The sequence below is a fragment of the Arcticibacter tournemirensis genome, assembly GCF_006716645.1.
Classification (GTDB): Bacteria; Bacteroidota; Bacteroidia; order Sphingobacteriales; family Sphingobacteriaceae; genus Arcticibacter; species Arcticibacter tournemirensis.
The window spans coordinates 3,514,401-3,534,044 of the sequence record NZ_VFPL01000001.1; the positions used below are offsets into that span (position 1 = coordinate 3,514,401).

General features: G+C 44.9%; 10 protein-coding genes. 6 read left to right on the plus strand and 4 right to left on the minus strand.

The window, feature by feature from the left end; translation table 11 throughout:
* Window position 1 precedes the first annotated feature (1 nt).
* Window positions 2–934 carry a dihydrodipicolinate synthase family protein gene (locus BDE36_RS14815; protein WP_141815493.1) on the minus strand — a complete coding sequence of 311 codons (933 nt, stop codon included), beginning with the start codon at window positions 932–934 and terminating at the stop codon, window positions 2–4.
* Window positions 935–1,408: 474 nt separating this feature from the next.
* Complete coding sequence (locus tag BDE36_RS14820; protein ID WP_141813451.1) at window positions 1,409–2,950, minus strand: IS1182 family transposase; 1,542 nt, start codon at window positions 2,948–2,950, stop codon at window positions 1,409–1,411.
* A gap of 54 nt (window positions 2,951–3,004) precedes the next feature.
* On the opposite strand from BDE36_RS14820, the gene BDE36_RS14825 reads away from it, so the two are divergent.
* From BDE36_RS14825 to BDE36_RS14850, 6 genes are all read left to right on the plus strand, one after another.
* On the plus strand, window positions 3,005–5,860 hold the full coding sequence (locus BDE36_RS14825) for a SusC/RagA family TonB-linked outer membrane protein (RefSeq protein ID WP_141815494.1): 2,856 nt from the start codon (window positions 3,005–3,007) through the stop codon (window positions 5,858–5,860).
* Window positions 5,861–5,871: 11 nt separating this feature from the next.
* Entirely contained in the window at window positions 5,872–7,476 is a 1,605-nt protein-coding gene (locus BDE36_RS14830) for a RagB/SusD family nutrient uptake outer membrane protein (protein ID WP_141815495.1), read from the plus strand.
* Between the two features lie 365 nt (window positions 7,477–7,841).
* Complete coding sequence (locus tag BDE36_RS14835) at window positions 7,842–10,970, plus strand: SusC/RagA family TonB-linked outer membrane protein (protein WP_141815496.1); 3,129 nt, start codon at window positions 7,842–7,844, stop codon at window positions 10,968–10,970.
* A 7-nt stretch (window positions 10,971–10,977) separates the two neighbouring features.
* The gene (locus BDE36_RS14840) at window positions 10,978–12,642 is read left to right on the plus strand and encodes a RagB/SusD family nutrient uptake outer membrane protein (RefSeq protein WP_141815497.1); all 1,665 of its coding nucleotides are present in this window, start codon (window positions 10,978–10,980) and stop codon (window positions 12,640–12,642) included.
* Between the two features lie 32 nt (window positions 12,643–12,674).
* A complete protein-coding gene (locus BDE36_RS14845) occupies window positions 12,675–13,379 on the plus strand; it encodes a hypothetical protein (RefSeq protein ID WP_141815498.1) in 705 nt (234 codons plus the stop codon).
* A 24-nt stretch (window positions 13,380–13,403) separates the two neighbouring features.
* Window positions 13,404–14,387 carry a DUF5007 domain-containing protein gene (locus BDE36_RS14850; protein ID WP_141815499.1) on the plus strand — a complete coding sequence of 328 codons (984 nt, stop codon included), beginning with the start codon at window positions 13,404–13,406 and terminating at the stop codon, window positions 14,385–14,387.
* A gap of 218 nt (window positions 14,388–14,605) precedes the next feature.
* Here the strand turns inward: BDE36_RS14850 and BDE36_RS14855 are convergent, their stop codons facing one another.
* The gene (locus tag BDE36_RS14855; RefSeq protein WP_141815500.1) at window positions 14,606–17,338 is read right to left on the minus strand and encodes a DUF5695 domain-containing protein; all 2,733 of its coding nucleotides are present in this window, start codon (window positions 17,336–17,338) and stop codon (window positions 14,606–14,608) included.
* A gap of 12 nt (window positions 17,339–17,350) precedes the next feature.
* Window positions 17,351–19,639: a S9 family peptidase gene (locus tag BDE36_RS14860; protein WP_141815501.1), complete on the minus strand. Its 2,289-nt coding sequence runs from the start codon at window positions 19,637–19,639 to the stop codon at window positions 17,351–17,353.
* Between the last annotated feature and the right edge of the window lie 5 nt (window positions 19,640–19,644).

Genomic DNA, 19,644 nt, shown 5'->3' on the forward strand with positions numbered 1-19,644 from the left:
ATTAAGCGGTTACCGGCTGCCTGCCCCAGCTGCCTTCAGGCAATTCGGGACGAACAGCGAGAGCCTTGTTGATTATATTCAATACTTTTTCCCTTTCAGCACCTTCGATAGACAGCCTTGGCGCCCTTACAGTTTCTGTGCCTATGCCTGTCATTACTTCGGCGAGCTTGATATACTGTACAAGTTTCGGGTGGATATCAAGCTCTAAAACCGGCAGGAACCAACGGTAGATGTTAAGCGCCTCGTCTATTCTTCCGGCTTTTACCAGGCGGAATATCGCAACTGTTTCTTTTGGAAAGGCATCAACAAGTCCGGCAACCCATCCATCAGCCCCCATCACCAGGCTTTCCAGAGCAAGGGGATCAACACCACATAATATTTTATAACGGTCGCCAAACCTGTTAATCATACGGGTGACATTAGTGATATCCCTTGTCGATTCCTTTACAGCTTCAATATTACTACATTCTGCAAGTTCTTCAAACATGTCTAATGTAATATTAATCTTATAATCTATCGGATTATTGTAGATCATGATTGGCAAAGACGTTTCCTTCGCTATTTCCTTAAAATAAACTATTGTTTCGTGATCGTCGGCTTTATATCGCATAGGGGGAAGCAGCATCAATGCATCCGCGCCTAAATCTTCAGCTCGCCTGGCTATATTTACAGCTACTTTGGTAGCCTGTTCTGCTATATTTAATACCAGAGGAATCTTATTATCAACCAGCTTCCTGGTATGTTGCAACAATCCGAACTTTTCATCGTCAGTCAATACACTTGCTTCTCCTAACGAGCCGCCCAGAACCAGTCCGTCTATCCCAGCCTCAAGCTGCGCAACAATATTCTTGTCATATGCATCAAAGTCCAGTTCATCATCTAAGGTAAATTTAGTGGTTATTGCAGGATAAACTCCTTTCCATTCTACTTTCATATTGTACTTTTTTTGTTTTTCCAAAATTATAGAGAGGAAAAATGCGTGCTTACATTAAAATTATCCGGTACTACCTCTATTTTAACTTCTGGCACCACTAAACCGTCCGGGGCGGCCAAACCGGTATCGGGATATCATTAATATGTAAGTTATGTTGGCTAAAATGTAAGAAGTTAAAGCGTCAGTTTAACAATAATTTTATTAAACGAAAGAATAACCGGCTTTCATCTACATCAACAATAACTTATTATGAAACAGAAACAATTACTATTGTTCGTTTTAGGCATTTTTTGTTATTTAAATGCCTATTCGCAGGGGGTGTCCAAAAAGGCACCCTCTTTCCTTTTACAAGAGAGTAGGAGTTTTTCAGATTCTTATGAAATAGCTTTTCACTTTATGTTTAATGCAGTTAATTGCTGCATTAGATCGTATAGACATTGTGTTATCATGATGAATCGCGTCAATTTAGGCTTTTTAAGCAGCTTTTGCTGCCATTTTCCTTAAGTTATGTGCTATGGCGGCCAGTCCGAACTCGATATTTACTTTAGGGAGTGTACGTAGTCTGAATCGATTGAACCTGTTATTGCTTTTTAGTTGACCAAATACAGCTTCTGGTTCTATCGCTCTGTTCTTTCTGAGCCTAACACCTTCTTCACTTAACAGCTTTTGCTTCACTTTCTCCTTAAAGGCCCTTAAGGCATGGTTGACCTCAATTTTACGGTCTTCATCGCCTTTATAACACATTTTCCTGAGCGGACAGCCCTGGCAGCTCTCTGTTTTGTAACAGCTCACCTTAGATTTATACCCCAGCTCTGAGATGCGCTCAGATTCCTCCATTTTGATCATACGTTTGCCTGCCGGACATATAAAGTAATCCCCTTGCACATCGTAGGGCAGGTTTGAGGCATGATATATATTCTTTTTAAAGCTGCGTTTTTGTTCTTTATGAAAGTAATTGTACTTGATAAAAGCCTCAATATCATTATCCTCCATCCACTGGTAGTTCTGCTCGCTTCCATACCCTGAGTCTGCCACTACTTTCTTTGATTGTTTATTGTAATGTGCTTTGAACTGCTCCAGGTGGAGGGTCAAAGTGGCAGTATCTCCGGCACGCTGGTGAATGGAAAAGTTGGTAATAAACTGATTCTCGGTACTAATCTGGGTATTATAAGCCGGTTTAAGCTGGCCGTTTTTCATATGGTCTTCCTTCATCCGCATGAAAGTAGCATCCTGATCGGTCTTGCTGTAGCTGTTGCGTGTGCCTAAAGTTTCCAGTTGCGCTTCATATTTCTCAAGTCGGGGAAGTGCATCTTTTTCAAGCTTCTTAACCTCTTTTTTTTGTTGCTTGTTCAGCTCTGCCAAACGACCGTTCAGTTCATCTATCCTGTTCTTAAGTTCCGTTGAACTTACAGGAACGCCTGGCTTTTCCGGTGAGGCCAGTTCCGCTTTATCATGCTTTATAGACCTATCTATATCCCCAAGTACTCCGGTTATTTTTTCTTCCAGCTTTGCTTTATTCTTCTCTGTAGAGCCTTTCCATACAAAGGTATACCGGTTCGAAGCCGATTCCAGCTTGGTGCCGTCCACATACTGGATATCAAGACTGACATAGCCAAGATCAGCCATCAAACGGACCAGTTCTGCAAACAGATGCTGGATCTTATCCTTTAACCGCTTACCACGAAAATCGTTAATAGTGCGGAAATCAGGGGTACTGTTGCCTGATAGCCACATGAAGTGGATATTTTCCTGCAGGGCCTGAGCCATCTTTCGACAAGAATAAATATTACAGAAGTAACTGTAGAAAAGTACTTTAATTAGCATTCTGGGATGAAAGCTGCTGGTACCGCCGCCTTTATATCCTGAAAGAATATCATCGATATTAAGTGATTCAACAACTTGGTTAACAATACGGACAGGATGATCTGATGGAATCCGATCCCCTATGTTCGAGGGAAAAAGCACAACCTGCTGCGAGGTTAACGCCTTAAAATGTACATTTGATCTTGTTTTCATTAGCACCATTAATTTACGAATTAATGGGAAAACAAAAAAGGGTGTCCTTACTTTTTGGACACCCTCTCTGACAACCTACCCGTGCCCGGGGCGACTGTAAAAATCAAAAACTCCTCCAATGGGGTTGCTACCTCGGTAGACGGCACTTTCCAGCTTACTTATGAGGGAAAAGCTGTGCTGGTGGTGACGGCTGTTGGCATGACGACTTCTGAAGTTAACCTGAACGGACAAAAAACAGTATCTGTTAAACTATCCTACAGCTCGCAGGGCTTAAACGAAGTAGTGGTAGTTGGCTATGGCACCCAGCGCCGCGGGGAAGTTACAAGCGCTATTGCCACCGTTAAATCAGAGAACTTCACAAAAGGCGCAGTCAGGGACGCCGCTCAGCTTGTTCAGGGTAAAGTAGCAGGACTCAGGATTACGACGCCGACCGGCGACCCGACAGGCAGCACGCAGATTAACCTGAGGGGACTAAATTCTCTTACGGGCACATCAGAACCTCTCATACTGATTGACGGTATACCCGGCACGCTCAATACCGTCGCACCGGAAGATATCGAAGCTATAGACGTCCTGAAAGACGGATCTGCGGCCTCAATTTACGGCACCAGGGCGACAGGCGGCGTAATCCTGATCACTACCCGTCAGAACAGATCTGAAAGCAGAAACAGTATTGAATATTCAGCCTACGCCAATGTTCAATCGATCGTTAAAAAACCGGAGATGCTGACAGCCGATGACTACCGGCGTCTCATCGCTGAAGGAGTTAACTACACCGACTTAGGCGGCAATACGAACTGGCTGGATGAAATCTTACAAAAGCCTTTCAGCCAGAACCATAATCTCACATTTTTCGGAGGAAACTCAACTACCAATTATACCGGCTCCATTAACTACAGAGACTGGGAAGGGATCTTCCTGAAAACGGGACAAGAAAGATTAACAGTACGCGCGGGCCTGAATCATTCTATGTTTAACGATAAACTAAAAACAAACCTGCAAATCATCACCCGTACTACATCTTCAAAGCAAGGAGGTGCAGACGGGTATGCTTACCGGCAGGCAATAATACGCAACCCAACAGATAATATATATACAGCCGACGGCAGATGGCAGGAGCGCGATGCATACAACTATGACAATCCCCTGGGAAGAATAAACGAAGCTAACAACGACAACACTTTTAGAGAAACCCGGATGAACGGGAGTCTCGACTACCGGCCAATTAAGGATCTTAGTTTAAAAATGCTGGTATCGAGAGTTCAGAACAACAACCTGAACGGATACAGCACCACTTTTCAGCATGTCAACACAACTAAAAACAACCTGAACGGAACGGCCGGACGAAGCACGTACTCGAATAAGGAAAACTTGCTGGAACTTACAGCAAACTATACCAAAAGCATTAACCATCACAACTTCACCTTACTTGGTGGATATAGCTGGCAGGACGCTGTTTATGAAGCTTTTGATGTATATAACTTCGATTTTCCAACAGATGCCTATAGCTGGAACCAGATAGAAGCAGGAACAGCGCTGCAACGGGGACTCTCGACCATGAACAGTGAAAAGAGCAAATGGCAACTGGCTGGCTTTTTCGGAAGGTTAACCTATAACTGGAATGAAAAATATCTATTCATGGCCAGTATCCGGCGGGAGGGATCGTCAAAATTCGGAGTCGACGACCAGTGGGGCACCTTTCCCGGTGCTTCGGTCGGATGGCGGATAAGTAAAGAATCTTTCATGAAAAACGTCACGGCAATCACCGATCTGAAGCTGCGGGGCGGTTATGGCGAGACAGGAACCATCGCCAGTAACCCCTACGCTTCGCAAAGCAGTTACGCATTTGACTTTGCTGAAGGAGCTTATATCAACGGCAAATGGGTACAGGGCTTCGTTCCAACGCGTAATTTCAACCCGTACCTCCGCTGGGAGAAAAAGAAAGAATATAATGCCGGATTGGATTTCGGGCTGCTAAAGAACAGGATAACCGGATCTTTTGACCTTTACAGCCGTAAAGTAGAGGACTTGCTGTATAATTTCCGCGTTCCTGTCCCGCCGTTTATCTATGAAACAATGTACATAAATGCCGGAACAATGAAAAATTCGGGTTTCGAGGCGCTTATTAACGTGCGGCCTGTAGAGACAAAAACCATAACATGGAACACCAGTATCACCTACTCTACCAACAAGAATATGCTCGAAAATCTGTCGAATGACCAGTTCAATGTGACCGCCGAGTTCTTCGATGCTGGATATACCGGGGAGCCCATTCAACAGTCTACTCACCGTGTTAAAGCTGGCGGGGCTATCGGTCAGTTCTTTGTTTTAAAAAGCGTTGGCGTGGATGAAAACGGAAAATGGCTTGTTGAAAGCAAAGACGGAAGTACGATCCCCATTGCGGAGTCGAGCGCTGACGACAGGCAGTATTATGGTAACGGGATCCCGAAACATCTCGCCGGCTGGAACAACCGGTTTAAGATTAAAAGCTTCGATCTGGAAATAAACGTTCGGGGAGCATTTGGACACGACGTCCTTAATATGCAAAGGATGTATTATGAAAATCCGGCGAATGAGGATTACAATGCCCTTAAAACGGCATACGACCCGGTTTACGGAAGACAGTTAAATAACGATCTCGTTTATGTCAGCCACTACATTGAAAAGGCCGATTACGTTAAGATCGACAACATTACTTTAGGCTATACTCTCCCCGCGAAGCTTAAAGGAGTAAAGAACGCCCGGATCTATGTTTCGGGACTTAACCTGTTCACTATTACAAAATATAAAGGTCTTGATCCGGAAGCAGTGAGCTACAACAACGATTTCACATTTGCTCCCGGCATTGAAAACCGTGATGCTTATCCCACTACACGCACCTTCACGGCCGGAGTAAATGTTACATTTTAAGTAAGACAATCATGAAAAAGACAATAGGCAATTATTTTAAAGCTGGCTCCATTATCATCATGGCGTTGCTTAACTCCTGTACCAATCTGGATGAAGAAGTATTCTCGGAGGTGCTTCCTGCTCAATTTAAACCGACCGAAAAAGACCTTCCCTCTATTATTGCCCCCCCATATGCGTCTTTGAGGACCCTCATGTGCGGCTGGCAGGGGTATTTTGACCTACAGGAAGAACCGGCAGACTGCATCATCACGCCTGTGAGGCCAAATGGCTGGGATGACGGCGGAACGTACAGGCGGATGCATCAGCACACCTGGACCACCCAGGAATGGCAGCCTTACAATACCTGGCAGAATGCCTTTTCAAGCATCAATAAAGCGAACATGGTGATCTCCCAACTGGAAGATGGCACCATTCAACTGGAAGCGTCAAAAGAAGCAACAATATCCGAATTAAGAGCGGTACGGGCACTTGCTTACTACCTCTTGCTTGACAATCACGGAAATGTACCTATTGTAACTGACTTTAAAGACGGCACATTACCCAAACAGCGGAGCAGGAAAGAGGTGTACGACTTCGTGATTAAAGAACTAAACGAGGTGATGCCTCTGTTAAGCGAAGATGCTGGCGCTACTTACGGAAGGCTGAACAAGTGGGGTGTCAAGGCCCTCCTCGCCAAGATATATCTTAATTCTCAGGTTTATGCAGGAACAGCAGAATGGGAAAAATGTATCAAAGAGGCAGACGACATTATAAACAGCAATAAGTACTCTCTCGACATTAATTATTCTGACGTATTTACCTATACGAATCAAAACTCGAAAGAAATTATCTTCTCTGTGCCTTATGACGAGATTTATGGGAAAGGGAACCAGCTGCACATGAAGACGCTCGACCCGGTAAGCCGCACGGTTTATCAGATGACTGCACAACCCTGGGGCGGGAACTGTGCAGTGCCTCAATTCATCAATACCTACGACCCCGAAGACAGCCGACTGAAAGACACATGGATACAGGGACCTCAAACAAATCCGCAGACCGGACAGGTGGTGATTAACTACGTCAATGTTGTGCCAGGTATGGGGGGAACAAACGGCATTGTTGCGCAGAGCAACCAGGGCTACCGCATAGGAAAGTATGTTATTAAACAAAATGCAACAGGCAATCTCGACAATGACTTTCCATTTCTAAGATATGGCGATGTATTGATGATGAAAGCAGAGGCTCTGTTAAGGACAGGCCGGGCTGATGCAGCGGCTTTACTGGTTACTCAGGTAAGACAGCGCGCGTTCAAGAATAATCCCGCTAAAGCGGCGGTAACAGGCGCCCAGCTCGTGCAGGGAAGCAAATATCAATATGGACTGCAGGCAACGGACGGCACGGTAGCGGAAGTAAACGGTGGCGCCGACATTCAGTACGGCCGTTTCATGGATGAATTGGGATGGGAGTTTGCCGCCGAAGCGCACAGAAGACAGGACCTGATCCGTTTTGGAGTATTTCAAACAAAAAAATGGTTTAATCACTCTCCCCATGCACAGGCCCAAACCCGCACCTTATTTCCGATTCCGGCAGATGAGCTTGCGAAGAATCCGAACTTAAAACAGAATACAGGATATTAATGGCTTAACTGAGTTATAACAAAACGGAATCTCTCAAAAAGAAACCCGTTTTGTTATAACTTTTCACATTTCTTTCTGCAATCAATTGAAAACTAACAAACAAAGTTAAAATCCGTTGAGAAGAAGGTAAAAAACAAGAGAAAAACAATACCACAACAAATTATTTTTATAAAAAACTCTAACAGATCGGAATATGAATACAAAATTTACAAAAAGGAAATCAGTTTTATTAAAGCAACACGCACAGTCTCACATTCGATGCAAAAGCAAACGGTCTACCTGGTAGATCTGCATATTGCCGGCCTCTCATGGGCCATCGTTTTACTTCCACATTTAGCTTCTGCTAACATCAACAAAAAAATTTCATGAAAAAGAAATACGTTTTTGTGCTTGTCGCCTGCTGTCTTCTGCAAAACCTCTTTGCTCAAACAACAATAACAGGCATCGTAAGAGACTCAAAGAACCAGCCTCTGGATTTCGTATCAGTAGTCATTAAAGGTTCATCCACCGGAGTAATGACTGACCTGCACGGAAAATTTACAATCACAGCCTCTCCCAACGCAACGTTAATTATTTCTTCCGTAGGGTATGAAAGGCAGGAATACAAGTTAAACGGACAGACTTCAGTCGTTATAAAACTTGAATCATCACAGAGCGACCTTAATGAAGTAGTCATTATCGGATATCAATCTGTTACCAGAAAGAAAAACACGGCAGCTATATCGAGTATATCTGGCAAGGATCTCGAAAACATCCCGGCAGCCAGTTTCGATATGATTTTACAGGGCCGCCTGGCTGGTTTGAATGTACAGAACATCACGGGATCGCCGGGGGCTGTTTCTACTGTTTATGTAAGAGGGACCACGGGCATTAGTAATAGTTATGACGAAGCGCAGCTGTTAAGCAGCCCGCTATATGTAGTAGACGGAGTGCCGCAGCCCACGGAGCAATATGCCAATATCAACACTGGTACGGGAACGAATTTTCTTGCCGGAATAAACCCAAATGATATCGAATCCGTTCAGGTACTCAGAGATGCTTCGGCGGCAGCAATATACGGCTCAAGGGCCGCGAATGGCGTCATATTGATTACGACCAAGCCTGGAATCAACAGTGATCCGGTCATAAAGATAAATGGCTATTCGGGAATGGTTGTCAGACCAAACCTGAGAGATGTTGTACTCGGAACAGCGGAAAGGGCGCAAAAAATGGGTATTCTTCAGGAACAGCTCACTTATTCTCAATTATCCAATCTTCCCTTTTTGCTGACCGACAGCTTAAATCCTGCCTTTAACGGGCATACAAACTATCAGGATCTTTTCTATCAAAAGGGCAGGGTCAATAACGGAGATATCAGCATGGCAGGAGGAAATAAGCTCACCAACTACCGGTTTAGTGCAGCTTACTATGATGAAGAGGGTGTAGTAAAGGCAACTGGCCTTAAACGATTTTCTTCACGTCTGAACCTGCTGAGCAGGGCTGCCAAAGAAAGGATTACGATCAATCCCATCATCGCCTTTACCAATATAAACAGGGCGAGAGGTAACGGGGACGGCATCAGCCCATTCCCCTTGAGCGCGGGTTCGATGCCTTCGTCGTTATTTAACTTATCAGAAAGTAAAAAGACGTTTTATACAGGTGGGTTCGATGAAGATCTGGACAAGAATATTAGTAATCAACTAAGTTTGAACTTAAACATCAATGCGAAGATTCTACCGGTTCTGACATTAACATCGCAAACGTCTTTTGGTTATAATACAGGAAAGAGGAATTACAACAGACCGTCTGTACTTAACAGCAACCTGGGAAACTACTCTTCTACCTGGAATTCGGCGCAGGAAAACTGGCAGACATCCAATTACCTGACGTATAACGATGCCTTTGGCAAGCATTCGTTAACAATGCTGGTGGGCCAGGATGTACAGCACGACAAATATGAAGTAACATTGGCCTCTGGCGACGCCGGCAGTTCCGATCAAATCAAAGTGGTTCAAGGGTTTCTCCAGGATTTTCTGTATGGTTATTCTGATTACCAGGCATGGGGGCTTCTCTCCTATTATTCCCGCATAAGTTACGACTTTGATTCCCGCTATATATTTTCCGGAAGCTTAAGAACCGATGGATCTTCGAGGTTCGGTAAAAATAATCGATGGGGTTGGTTCCCCTCCGCTTCAGTCGCGTGGCTCCTTTCAGAGGAGTCTTTTTTGAAAGATAATCCAGCCATCTCGCTATTTAAAATAAGAGCGAGCTATGGTAGTGTCGGTAATCTACCGAGGGAAAACTATCTGGCTTACAGCCTCTACCGGGTAAACGCAGGATCGTATTCAGGCAGTGCCGCAGCTTCCTATAACGGCGTACCAGCAGTTACCCCTAATTACACCAACGGCGTTGCTCAGGACGACCTGACATGGGAAAAGTCCAATAGCTGGAATATAGGCACTGATATCGAATTATATAGCGGCAAGTATACTATCTCAGCTGATATATACAACAGGGAAACATCAAATCAGCTTTTCGCCGTCCAGTTACCCACCAATACGGGTTATGATTATGCTCAGACCAATTCAGTGGCCGTGCGGAATTCAGGTGTAGAGCTCATCTTATCTGCCAAGCCTTTATCCAGAGAAAGCAGGATAACATGGCTGTCTAATTTCAATATTTCCTACAACAAGAATCGAATCAAGAGCCTGCCAAACAGAGGACGCGACCTGGTAATGAGTGGAGATCGTTTTGACGCTTCGCATATACTGTCGATTGGCAGTCCGATAAATTCATTCTATCTCTTTCAGACTTTAGGAGTATACTCAACTATAAACGACATACCTGTAAATCCTTATACTGGTGCACTATTTGGTAACAGCAACGGAGCCTATGGGCCCGGAATGTTTTATCTTAAGGATCTGGATGGCGACTTCCTGATTAACTCCTATAACAATGGTATCAATCCGGATAAAATTCCCAGCGGCGATCCAAATCCAAAATGGACCGGGGGCTGGAACAATACCTTTAACTACAAGAATTTTTCTCTGTCGTTTTTCCTGAACTTCACGCTAGACAGGGATGTACTAAACCTGTATGAGGCTGATGCTTTTGGTTTCAGCGCAGCAGGAAATAACTCCACCCTGGCTGGAACTGCACTGCCTGATTTAAGCAAATATAACGTATGGAGACAGGATGGCGATAAAGCAGATTACGCCAAGCTGGATATAGGCACCTACCGGTTTTATTACACTTCAGCGCAATCATTCTTCCTGGAGAACGGAAGTTATGTAAGGTTAAAGAATATTATCGCCAGGTATAATTTCGGCAAGAATGTCTTTCAGAGGTTTGGGTTAAAAAATCTGGCGGTATATGGAATAGTGGATAATGTGCTGACCTGGAAAGCATCGAAGAAATTACCTGACCCTGAAGCTGTCAATCAATATGGCGAGTATAACGGGAATGGTTATCCTATCCCTAAGAAGTTTACACTAGGAATTGAAATTACTTTATAGTACGACTATGAAAAAGAAAGACATTTCAGCTTTAATACTATTGGCCTTAGCGGCTCTTTTCAGCGGTTCGTGTACAAAAGTACTGGAAGAAGAACCTAAAAATTCGACCTATGTTGGCCAGTTCTGGCAATCGTCAGATGATATTAACAGTGCGGTAGCCGGAAATTATGCTCTGCTGAGAGACGCCATTACCAGTGGAAACTGGAAAAACGTACCCCGGTATTTTGTTTATGGCGACGGGGTTCCTGCCAATTATTTCACCATTCAATACGATGGTGATGGTTTGGAAGCGGTCCAGACCGGAGATTTCACAGGGCAATATAATATTGAGTCGTACGGCGACTGGACCAAATACTACAAGGTTATAGCCATGAGTAATTTACTTCTGGAAAGGGTAACGAACATGGACGTCTCGAAGTTCACGAAGGTTGACGATCCGGTATCTTTTAAAAACAAGGCCCTTGGACAAGCCTATTTCATTCGTGCACTCTCCTACTTCTTCCTTACACGAATATGGGGAGATGTACCGTTGGTCACCTCGACAGATGAAGACCCGATAGCAGCCAATTTTTTGGGCAAAACGCCTAAAAAAGAGATAATGATGCAAATAGAAAGTGATTGCCATCAGGCGGAAAAACTACTATCGTGGACTTATTCCAATTCGTTGGAAGCAAAAGTTACCGCAAACAAAGGTTCTGTATATGCCCTGCTGGCTCATTTATACCTTTGGAGAGCTACTACAAGCAATGTCGCTACCTCTGAACCTATAATGAGTGATGTTAACAGCGCAGATACCACGATTACAAAGCTGAAGGCGATGGGGGGATACAGGCAGGTAGATACGGCCGCCTACTATAATACCTTTATAGGAAAATCGAGTGAGGGTATATTTGAGATAGCAGCCAGCGAGGTGTATCTTGAAGGCTCAAGCACCCATATTGCGTCATTCTTCCTGCGGCAGGCCGATATCAGATTCAACAGCGCCACATATTCACGCTTTTTTGTCAAACCGGAGTATCTCAGCACACATTTTTCTAAGGAGTTTCTCGGCTATGGCTGGGTATGGAACACCCAGGCCCTTGAATGGCAATGGATAGAACATCCTGCAGCCGCTGGCGAAACGGTTTACATTTATCCAAACGGTGTAGAACAGGAAGTAACAGTAACAGCTTCGATGCTCAAGGATTCAACAGACATAAGAAACCGTAAGAATTTTACCGACTTGTCTATTCCTCAGCCCACTTGCGTTAAATACCACAATGTTAACTATAGAAATAATAACAGCGCTTACATAAGCAACAATATCATCATCTTCAGGTATAGCGACATGCTCCTGCTGGAAGCAGAAATTGCATTATACAGGGGAGACATTTCAAAAGCTACGAATATTATCAACGGATTCAGGATCAGGAACGGCGGTCAGCAACTGGTAAAACCGAACCTGAGCAAAGATGAAGTAATGTATCAATACGCTTTGGAAAGGGGGAAAGAAATGTACCTGGAAGGTCATTTGTATTATGATCTGATCCGTACGCGCCAATATCCCAGATTTATAACGTGGCTCTCTGAATCCAGATTCAAACAAGAGGGTTTTTACTGGCCGATCGCACCAGCTCTATTCAAAAACAATCCCAACCTTGGCCAAACAAGCTACTGGGTGGGCAAAATATAGTCGTAATGCAGATCTCTTAAACGAACAACGTAATGAAAAAGATAACAAACACAGGTTCATTCATTTTAATCCTGTTAGCGTCATTAGTGCTGCATTTGAGTTCTTGTGAAAGCGATGATTATATTAATGACGGAGGGACAGCCGATGCCCATGTGAACATGAGTACATACGACTTCCTAGCCTCCAATCCAAAGTTTGATTCGCTGGTTGCAATAATTGACCGGGCAGGAATGAAAGATCTCGTGAACAGCGATATCACATTTTTCGCCAGCACGAATTACAGCGTGGTGAATTATGTAGCCGCAAAAAAGCAGAAAAAAATCATAGAGACCGGCGACGAAAACATCAGCTTCGGCATATCCAACATCTCTGTAGCGGAGCTGGATTCACTGAAAATATATATGTTTGGGGGAGCCATTAACCGCGACCAGATGGTAACAGCAGGTCGTTACTATACAAGTAAATTCGGCAATATTCCCAATAACCGTTTCATGATAAAGTTAAGGAGGACAAATGACTACAGTAGCTACCTTGATTTTGTTGATTATGTAAACTTTACGAAGGTGATCGGCACTCTCGACAGCGATGAGCCGCAAGGTACCGTTATCCCTTCCGGTTTGGCGGACCAGTCATATGACTGCCAGACATCTGGGATTATTACAACGACGGGCATTATTCACGTACTGGCGGATAATCACAGACTGATGTTCAATAATGAGCGCATAGGCAGTAATTAATTGATGTCGTAGAACTAGTTTAATATGAGAAGAAAAAGATTTTATATTGCATTGGCTATGCTCGCCTGTGCTTTCTATGCCTGCTCAAAGATTGAGCCCGGCTTTATAAGTGATAATATCCGATACGTAAACGGGATTATTTTCGTACAACGGGGAATGGCTTATGTAGCATCTGATCGCATTGAAGCAGATGGCTCAACGCCGCCGTATACCTATAAGTTGTCAAACTTAAGAGACAAAACTACCGGAGAGCCAGCTCCGGCAGCTTTTTACGCCAACTACGACGTATTAATGTTTAAGGAAGGTATGGTATTCAACGCGCAAACGGATACGACTGTAGAATTGCTTAATGCAAAACGGCATACTGTAAGTACAACGCCCATGATTTTCAATGAATCCAGTGGCCAGTTTGTATTTAACCGGGCATCGGCAAATCTACCGCTTGGCAATTATGTATTCGACATCGAAATGACCAATCCCCACGGTACTAAACTATTTAAAAACATGGGAGAGATCAGTATAGTCGAACCCACTGTCAATGATATGTTCCAGGTGACTTATCAGGCGGCTACGGGGTCGAGCACGTCAGAAGTCTTTACGAGCATCGCGGCTCCACAGGTAACATGTTCTAAAATAGGTAACGATGGCGCGCGGGTAATACTCAAAATAGTCGATAAAAACGGAGTTCCGTTTAATCCTGCTGCCGGAGAGGTTATAAAGCGGGGGGACAGACCGACATTCGAAAGTCACGTAAAATTCAATCCTGTCGTTGTAACAGACACAGCACTGGTCTGCGATTATGAGGTAGCGCCCTTTCCGTTGACTAACTATAATGATGGTGTGACTGACTGGGGCTATCTCATTTACTACCGGATCCCTAAGGAATTCGCTATCATTGATGGCCTGCTTAACAATAATGTAAATCCAGTATTTGGATTCCGGCTCCTGATGGAAGGAACTTACATCGTAACGATTCGATTGCCAGCTGTGACCAGGCTGAGAAGATAAAGACTATATCCCACAAAAAAAGAGGCTATCTCAGGAAGTGAGTTCAGCCTCTTTTTTTTCACCAAACACCCTAAATTAAACCACTTATAATAAACACCTCACACCTATAAACTTCATTTCATTGAAGAGATCTCATTATTTTACTGATGAAAAACCTTTTTGAGACAACCTCTTATTTCGTCTCTTCGGCCGATAATATAAACTCAGGGAGCTCTTATTTATCTTAATATGCAATCAATTGTGACTGCACTTTCTCCAAGCATAACTTTATAAGTACCCCTTTCGGTGGGTAATGCTCCTGCTGGCTGATATTTTTTCTTTCCGGATTCGATGCGCAAATAAGCAAAAGGCGTATTATTACCGGCAGCCTCAAGTTCGACCTTCAGTTTACCTGTCTCCGGTTCAAATGACACCGACTGGAACCGCCCGGCATCAAGTGTGAGCCATACACCCAGGGGTGCGATAAAGACTCTTGATCTTGATGCTGTTTTAGGTATGACATGAACCCACGTTCGCTCTTTCTTTAGGTTACCGCCAAAGCTCAGCCAGCCAAACTCTTTGTGGTACGTAATATAGGTTCCACTGTTCACTGCGTAACCAAAGAAGTTCGACCCGTAATCTCCCGACAAACCATCAATTGACAGTGTTGAAGGATAAGAATGAAAAGCAGCCGGACCAAATCCGTCCTCCGTAATATTGGATATAGCGCCAAGAAGACCGCCCTGCCCTACTCTTAACAGATACAGATCATCCGGCGTTTTGCGAAATGCGGCTAAAACAGGAATCGCATTCAGCCCCGAGCCATAATGATGCAGCTGACGCTCTACCCGCTGTAGTTTACCACCGTACAGGAAATCCCAGTATCTGCGGGCGCTGCCGTTGTATCCCCAATGTGGCACTGTTGGCATATAAGCCAGGACTGCATTCAAAGTAACCTCTGCTTTCTGCGTATAACCAAAATAGTCCGACCACATGTAAACTTCTTCCTGTCCCGTTGAATCCCAGGGCATTTCGCTCCCAAAGGGATACTCCAGTGACTTCCAAAGATCGGCCCGCTTCTTCATTGCAGCTTCCAGTTCTGCAGCCTTATCAATGAAGCCTTCTGCTTTCAGGTCAGCCAGTATAAGCAGGAAAATGGTGCCCTCCATCTGCCCGTACTGAGCATAATGAGGCGCCAACTTCACCATTCCAAGCGACGTTTGCAGCGCATTTTCAAGATACCAGTTCCATGACTGCTTCGTTACCAATCCCTTATAATTGCGTGCAAGACGGTACAGTACCCACCATGCGGCAGCTACGTGCGGATAATTATAGGAGCGGCCAACGGACTCTGCCTCCTTCTGATTCCACGCCGACCAGGTTTTATAGTTAACGTCTTTATTGTATGTCCCCGGAGGCATCTTATCCGGCTCGTAGTAAAACATGCTCTTTCGCACCCCGTATTTATTCTCCCCTTCATTATACTGTATGCCGCCCCACAGCGTATTATTGGCAAAGCTTTCCAGCTTATCCACCTCATTTTTCTCAGGGGCCACCAGTTCTTTCATGATGGCGCCCAGCCATCCTCCCGCTCCTCCTTCATCACTTAATCCCGCAATCCAGGCCCGGCTGTCTTCCCGCACCTGAGCTTTCTTTTCATAGTCATAGCTAATCACAGAAGGGCTGCGACGGAAGGGGTCCCCCGGATCTTCAAACCATTGCTCATGTGTAGAAAATCTTCCAAAATCGGCTACAACCTGTTCTTCCGGCTTAATCACTTTATAATGAATACTCTGCTTTAACCCATCTTCATAGATCAGAGTTAAACGTGCCCTACCTCTCATCTTGCCTCTTACTATAAAGGACTTCCAGCCTTTACCTGCCCGGGGCAGCTCCTTCAGCGACAAGGCGCCCTCCGGTTCTATAGCAACAGACCTGATCTTACTTCTGTAATTAATAAAAAGCTTTGCTTCGATATCTTCGGGCACCACGTATCCCGGGATCCCCACAGCTACCGGCCGGCCCTGGGTATTAAGTTCGTTCTCGATTGATTTCACCGAATCTGCCAGGGCAAACTGCACACCATAATCTACAGTTTCTCCAGGCTTTAAAACACGTGAGGTTGGAGTATTCCATTGACTTACCCCCTTCCATTCATTTTCAGCGAATGCCTTGCTATGAACCATCCATTCATGAAAACCTTCGAAAGCGATCCCCCGCGGCGTTGGGTCCTTTAAAAGCGGATTATAGGCTTCAAACGCAGTGTTTTTATACGGAAGAACAAGTAACACCTTTCCTTTACCGCTAAGCCTGACGACCTGCAGATAACCTGCATTGAGCCCAATGTATGGATCAAAAAAAACGTTCGAAGCATGTGCCTCTTCCAGCGATTTTCCTTCAAGAATATTGTTAAATATCATTGGAATACCCAGGCTGCCTATTTCTACTGGTTTATTGCTGTTATTCTTCAGTTCAAACCGCAGCACAAGTCGCCTCTGTTGTGTTTCCCAATACCGTTTCACGGCTAAGGGAATATCAGCTCCAAGAGTTGGCGCAAGGTCGCAGGCGGCCAGTATACCAGCCCCGCCGGATATACTTCTGACAGGCACTCTTTTCTCCGCGGTAGAAAAGCTTTTCCAGTCTTTTTCTCCTTCAAACCTTAGTCGCAGGTTTAGGTCACCCAGGTGATATAAACCATCCTTGCTGCGCTGCTCAAGCCTCTCCCCCGGTGTAAAATCCGGTTCGTTGTTGGCAGCGGGCTGCAGGGAGGCTACCGTTTGGGAAGCCCTCACAAGTTTTAATCTAAATGATGGCGTATTCGCCTCTATTAACCCGCTTTCCAGTCCCAGTGTAGAGGGCATTTGCTTAATTCTCTCCCAGGGTGACTGGCCGAATGAACGAAGTCCCGATATAAGGAGAATCAGAACCCAAAGCAGGTTACGATTGGAATAGACAAAAGCTTTTCTTTGCATAGTTAATGTTTTTTACCTGTTCCTTGATGGTGGTTCTGCTTTCAGCAGGTGTTTTACAAAGAAATCTCTCTTTTTCCTTCTCCCGTAGGGGCCGCCATCGCTGTGGCCCATGCCGGGAATTGTCAGGAGATCAAAGTCCTTATTCGATTTGATCAGGGCATCTACCACTCTATAGGTAGATTCAGGAGGCACGTTCATGTCTGACTCTCCCACGATCAGGAGCAGATCGCCCTGCAGCTTCGCAGCATTGGTGACATTCGACTGCTCTTCATAGTGCTTTCCTACCGGAAATCCCATCCACTGCTCATTCCACCATTGCTTATCAACCCGGTTATCGTGACATCTGCAGGCAGAAACAGCTGCTTTATAAAACTCAGGATGGAACAACAGAGCTCCCGTTGAATTCTGTCCGCCGGCCGATGTTCCATAGACTCCCACCCTGCTTATGTCCGCCTGGGGGTATTTTTTTGCCATAGCCTGCATCCACAGGATCCTGTCGGGGAGGCCCGCATCGGCAAGATTATGCCAGCAAACATCATGAAAGGCTTTAGAACGGTTGGCGGTGCCCATTCCGTCTATCTGAACAACGATGAAGCCTAACTCGGCCATGCTCTGCATCTCACTGGCCGGCAAAAAGCTTTTTGGCACAAAAGAATCCTGGGGACCAGCGTAAATATTCTCAATAACAGGATAACTTCTCGTGGGATCCATATTGCTGGGACGGCAAATTACCCCCCAGATATCAGTTTTACCGTCGCGGCCCTTTGCTACAAAAACCTCGGGCAGCTTTACCCCACTCGCAAGAAGAGCAGAAACGTCAGCACGTTCTACCTCCATAATCTTCTTTCCATCGGACGTTCTTTTAAGCAGAGTCACCGGCGGTATATTCACTTGCGAATAGGTGTCCAGATAGTAAGACCTGTCGGGAGAAAAAGTAACGGAGTGGTTACTCCTCTCTGGAGTCAGGCTTACAAGGTTGTTACCGTCGAAGCCGATCCGGTAGTAGTGAATAAAGTACGGATCTTCCCCTGCATTCATACCACTGGCCCGAAACCAGATTTCCCTTTTCTTTGTGTCGACACTGTCGATATCCCTCACCACCCAGTTCCCTTTGGTGATTTGTTTCATTTCCTTTCCCGTTAACTCATCAACCAGGTAGATGTGCCTCCATCCATCTTTTTCCGTAATCCAAACTATCTCATGGGTTTCAGGAAGGTAACGGGTGTAGATCCTCTGCTCATAAATAAACGTGTTCGTTTTCTCGTCAATGATATTTTTGGTATCTCCCGTTTGAGCATCCACCTCAATTACCCTGAAATGCTGATGCCCACGGTCAACCTTTTCATAAGTAAAATAGCGGTTGTTCCCTTTTCGCCAGTGAAGCTCTGGAGCCCCGAAGAAATCGATCTTCTCAGCATCAATCTTTAACCCTTTCCGGTCGTGCATGCTGAAGGCATACATTTCGTAGGTGGTAAACTCATCGCCTGGCTGCGCGTACTTCTGCGATTTAAGAACACCACGGGTAGTCCCTGGTTCGGACGAAAGAACAAAATGGACTTCTTTTTCTTCTTTCGGATCGATGCGATAGGCTATGAGGGTCTTACTGTCGGGACTCCATGAGAACTCGCCGTACGGTTTTGCGGCAGTACCGTCTTTGGTGAACTGTATTACCTCCTGGCCTTTTAATGACTTGGCAAACAAATTACCATCTTTTATATATGCCTCCCACTGCTTGTCGGGCGAAATTGAATCTCTTCGCGGCCCCATCCAACGCGATCTGCGCCTCTGCAAGGGGCGGGTCGGCTCGTAACGGACAAAATCAGGATTTCCGATTTTTTTGCAAGTCCAGGTATTCAGATCGCACTCATACCATTGTTCACCTTCTTTGATTTTGAGGCTTTTCCCATCATCGCTAAAATCCAGTTCATTAATCTGCAACAGATTTCCATTATGCCCCTTTCCGGTCGCCTTTGTTAAAGCCTCTGCGAGCTTATTATGATCAAAAGCTTTGCCTTTAATACCCTTTGCAACGTCTACCAATATGTATTCACTGTTATTGTCCTTTAACCTGTTCTGATACCAGAAAATATTCCTGCCGGTCTGCCAGTGAGGTATAACATACGATTTAAAGACGGCTTTCTTTAATACGGTATCAAGCTTTTCTGCCCGTTTATAGGATTCGCAGACTTCCTTATGGTCTGGGTAATAAGGAGTTACCTGATTATTCTGCTGAGAATATGCGTTTGAGAACACTAAAGCGATAATACATAGGAATAACAAAAAATATATGGGGCGAATCATGCTGA

Coding starts and splice junctions, on each gene's coding strand:
- BDE36_RS14815 (WP_141815493.1), bottom strand. CDS start 934: ATGAAAGTAGAATGGAAAGGAGTTTATCCTGCAATAACCACTAAATTT.
- BDE36_RS14820 (WP_141813451.1), bottom strand. CDS start 2,950: ATGAAAACAAGATCAAATGTACATTTTAAGGCGTTAACCTCGCAGCAG.
- BDE36_RS14830 (WP_141815495.1), top strand. CDS start 5,872: ATGAAAAAGACAATAGGCAATTATTTTAAAGCTGGCTCCATTATCATC.
- BDE36_RS14835 (WP_141815496.1), top strand. CDS start 7,842: ATGAAAAAGAAATACGTTTTTGTGCTTGTCGCCTGCTGTCTTCTGCAA.
- BDE36_RS14840 (WP_141815497.1), top strand. CDS start 10,978: ATGAAAAAGAAAGACATTTCAGCTTTAATACTATTGGCCTTAGCGGCT.
- BDE36_RS14845 (WP_141815498.1), top strand. CDS start 12,675: ATGAAAAAGATAACAAACACAGGTTCATTCATTTTAATCCTGTTAGCG.
- BDE36_RS14850 (WP_141815499.1), top strand. CDS start 13,404: ATGAGAAGAAAAAGATTTTATATTGCATTGGCTATGCTCGCCTGTGCT.
- BDE36_RS14855 (WP_141815500.1), bottom strand. CDS start 17,338: ATGCAAAGAAAAGCTTTTGTCTATTCCAATCGTAACCTGCTTTGGGTT.
- BDE36_RS14860 (WP_141815501.1), bottom strand. CDS start 19,639: ATGATTCGCCCCATATATTTTTTGTTATTCCTATGTATTATCGCTTTA.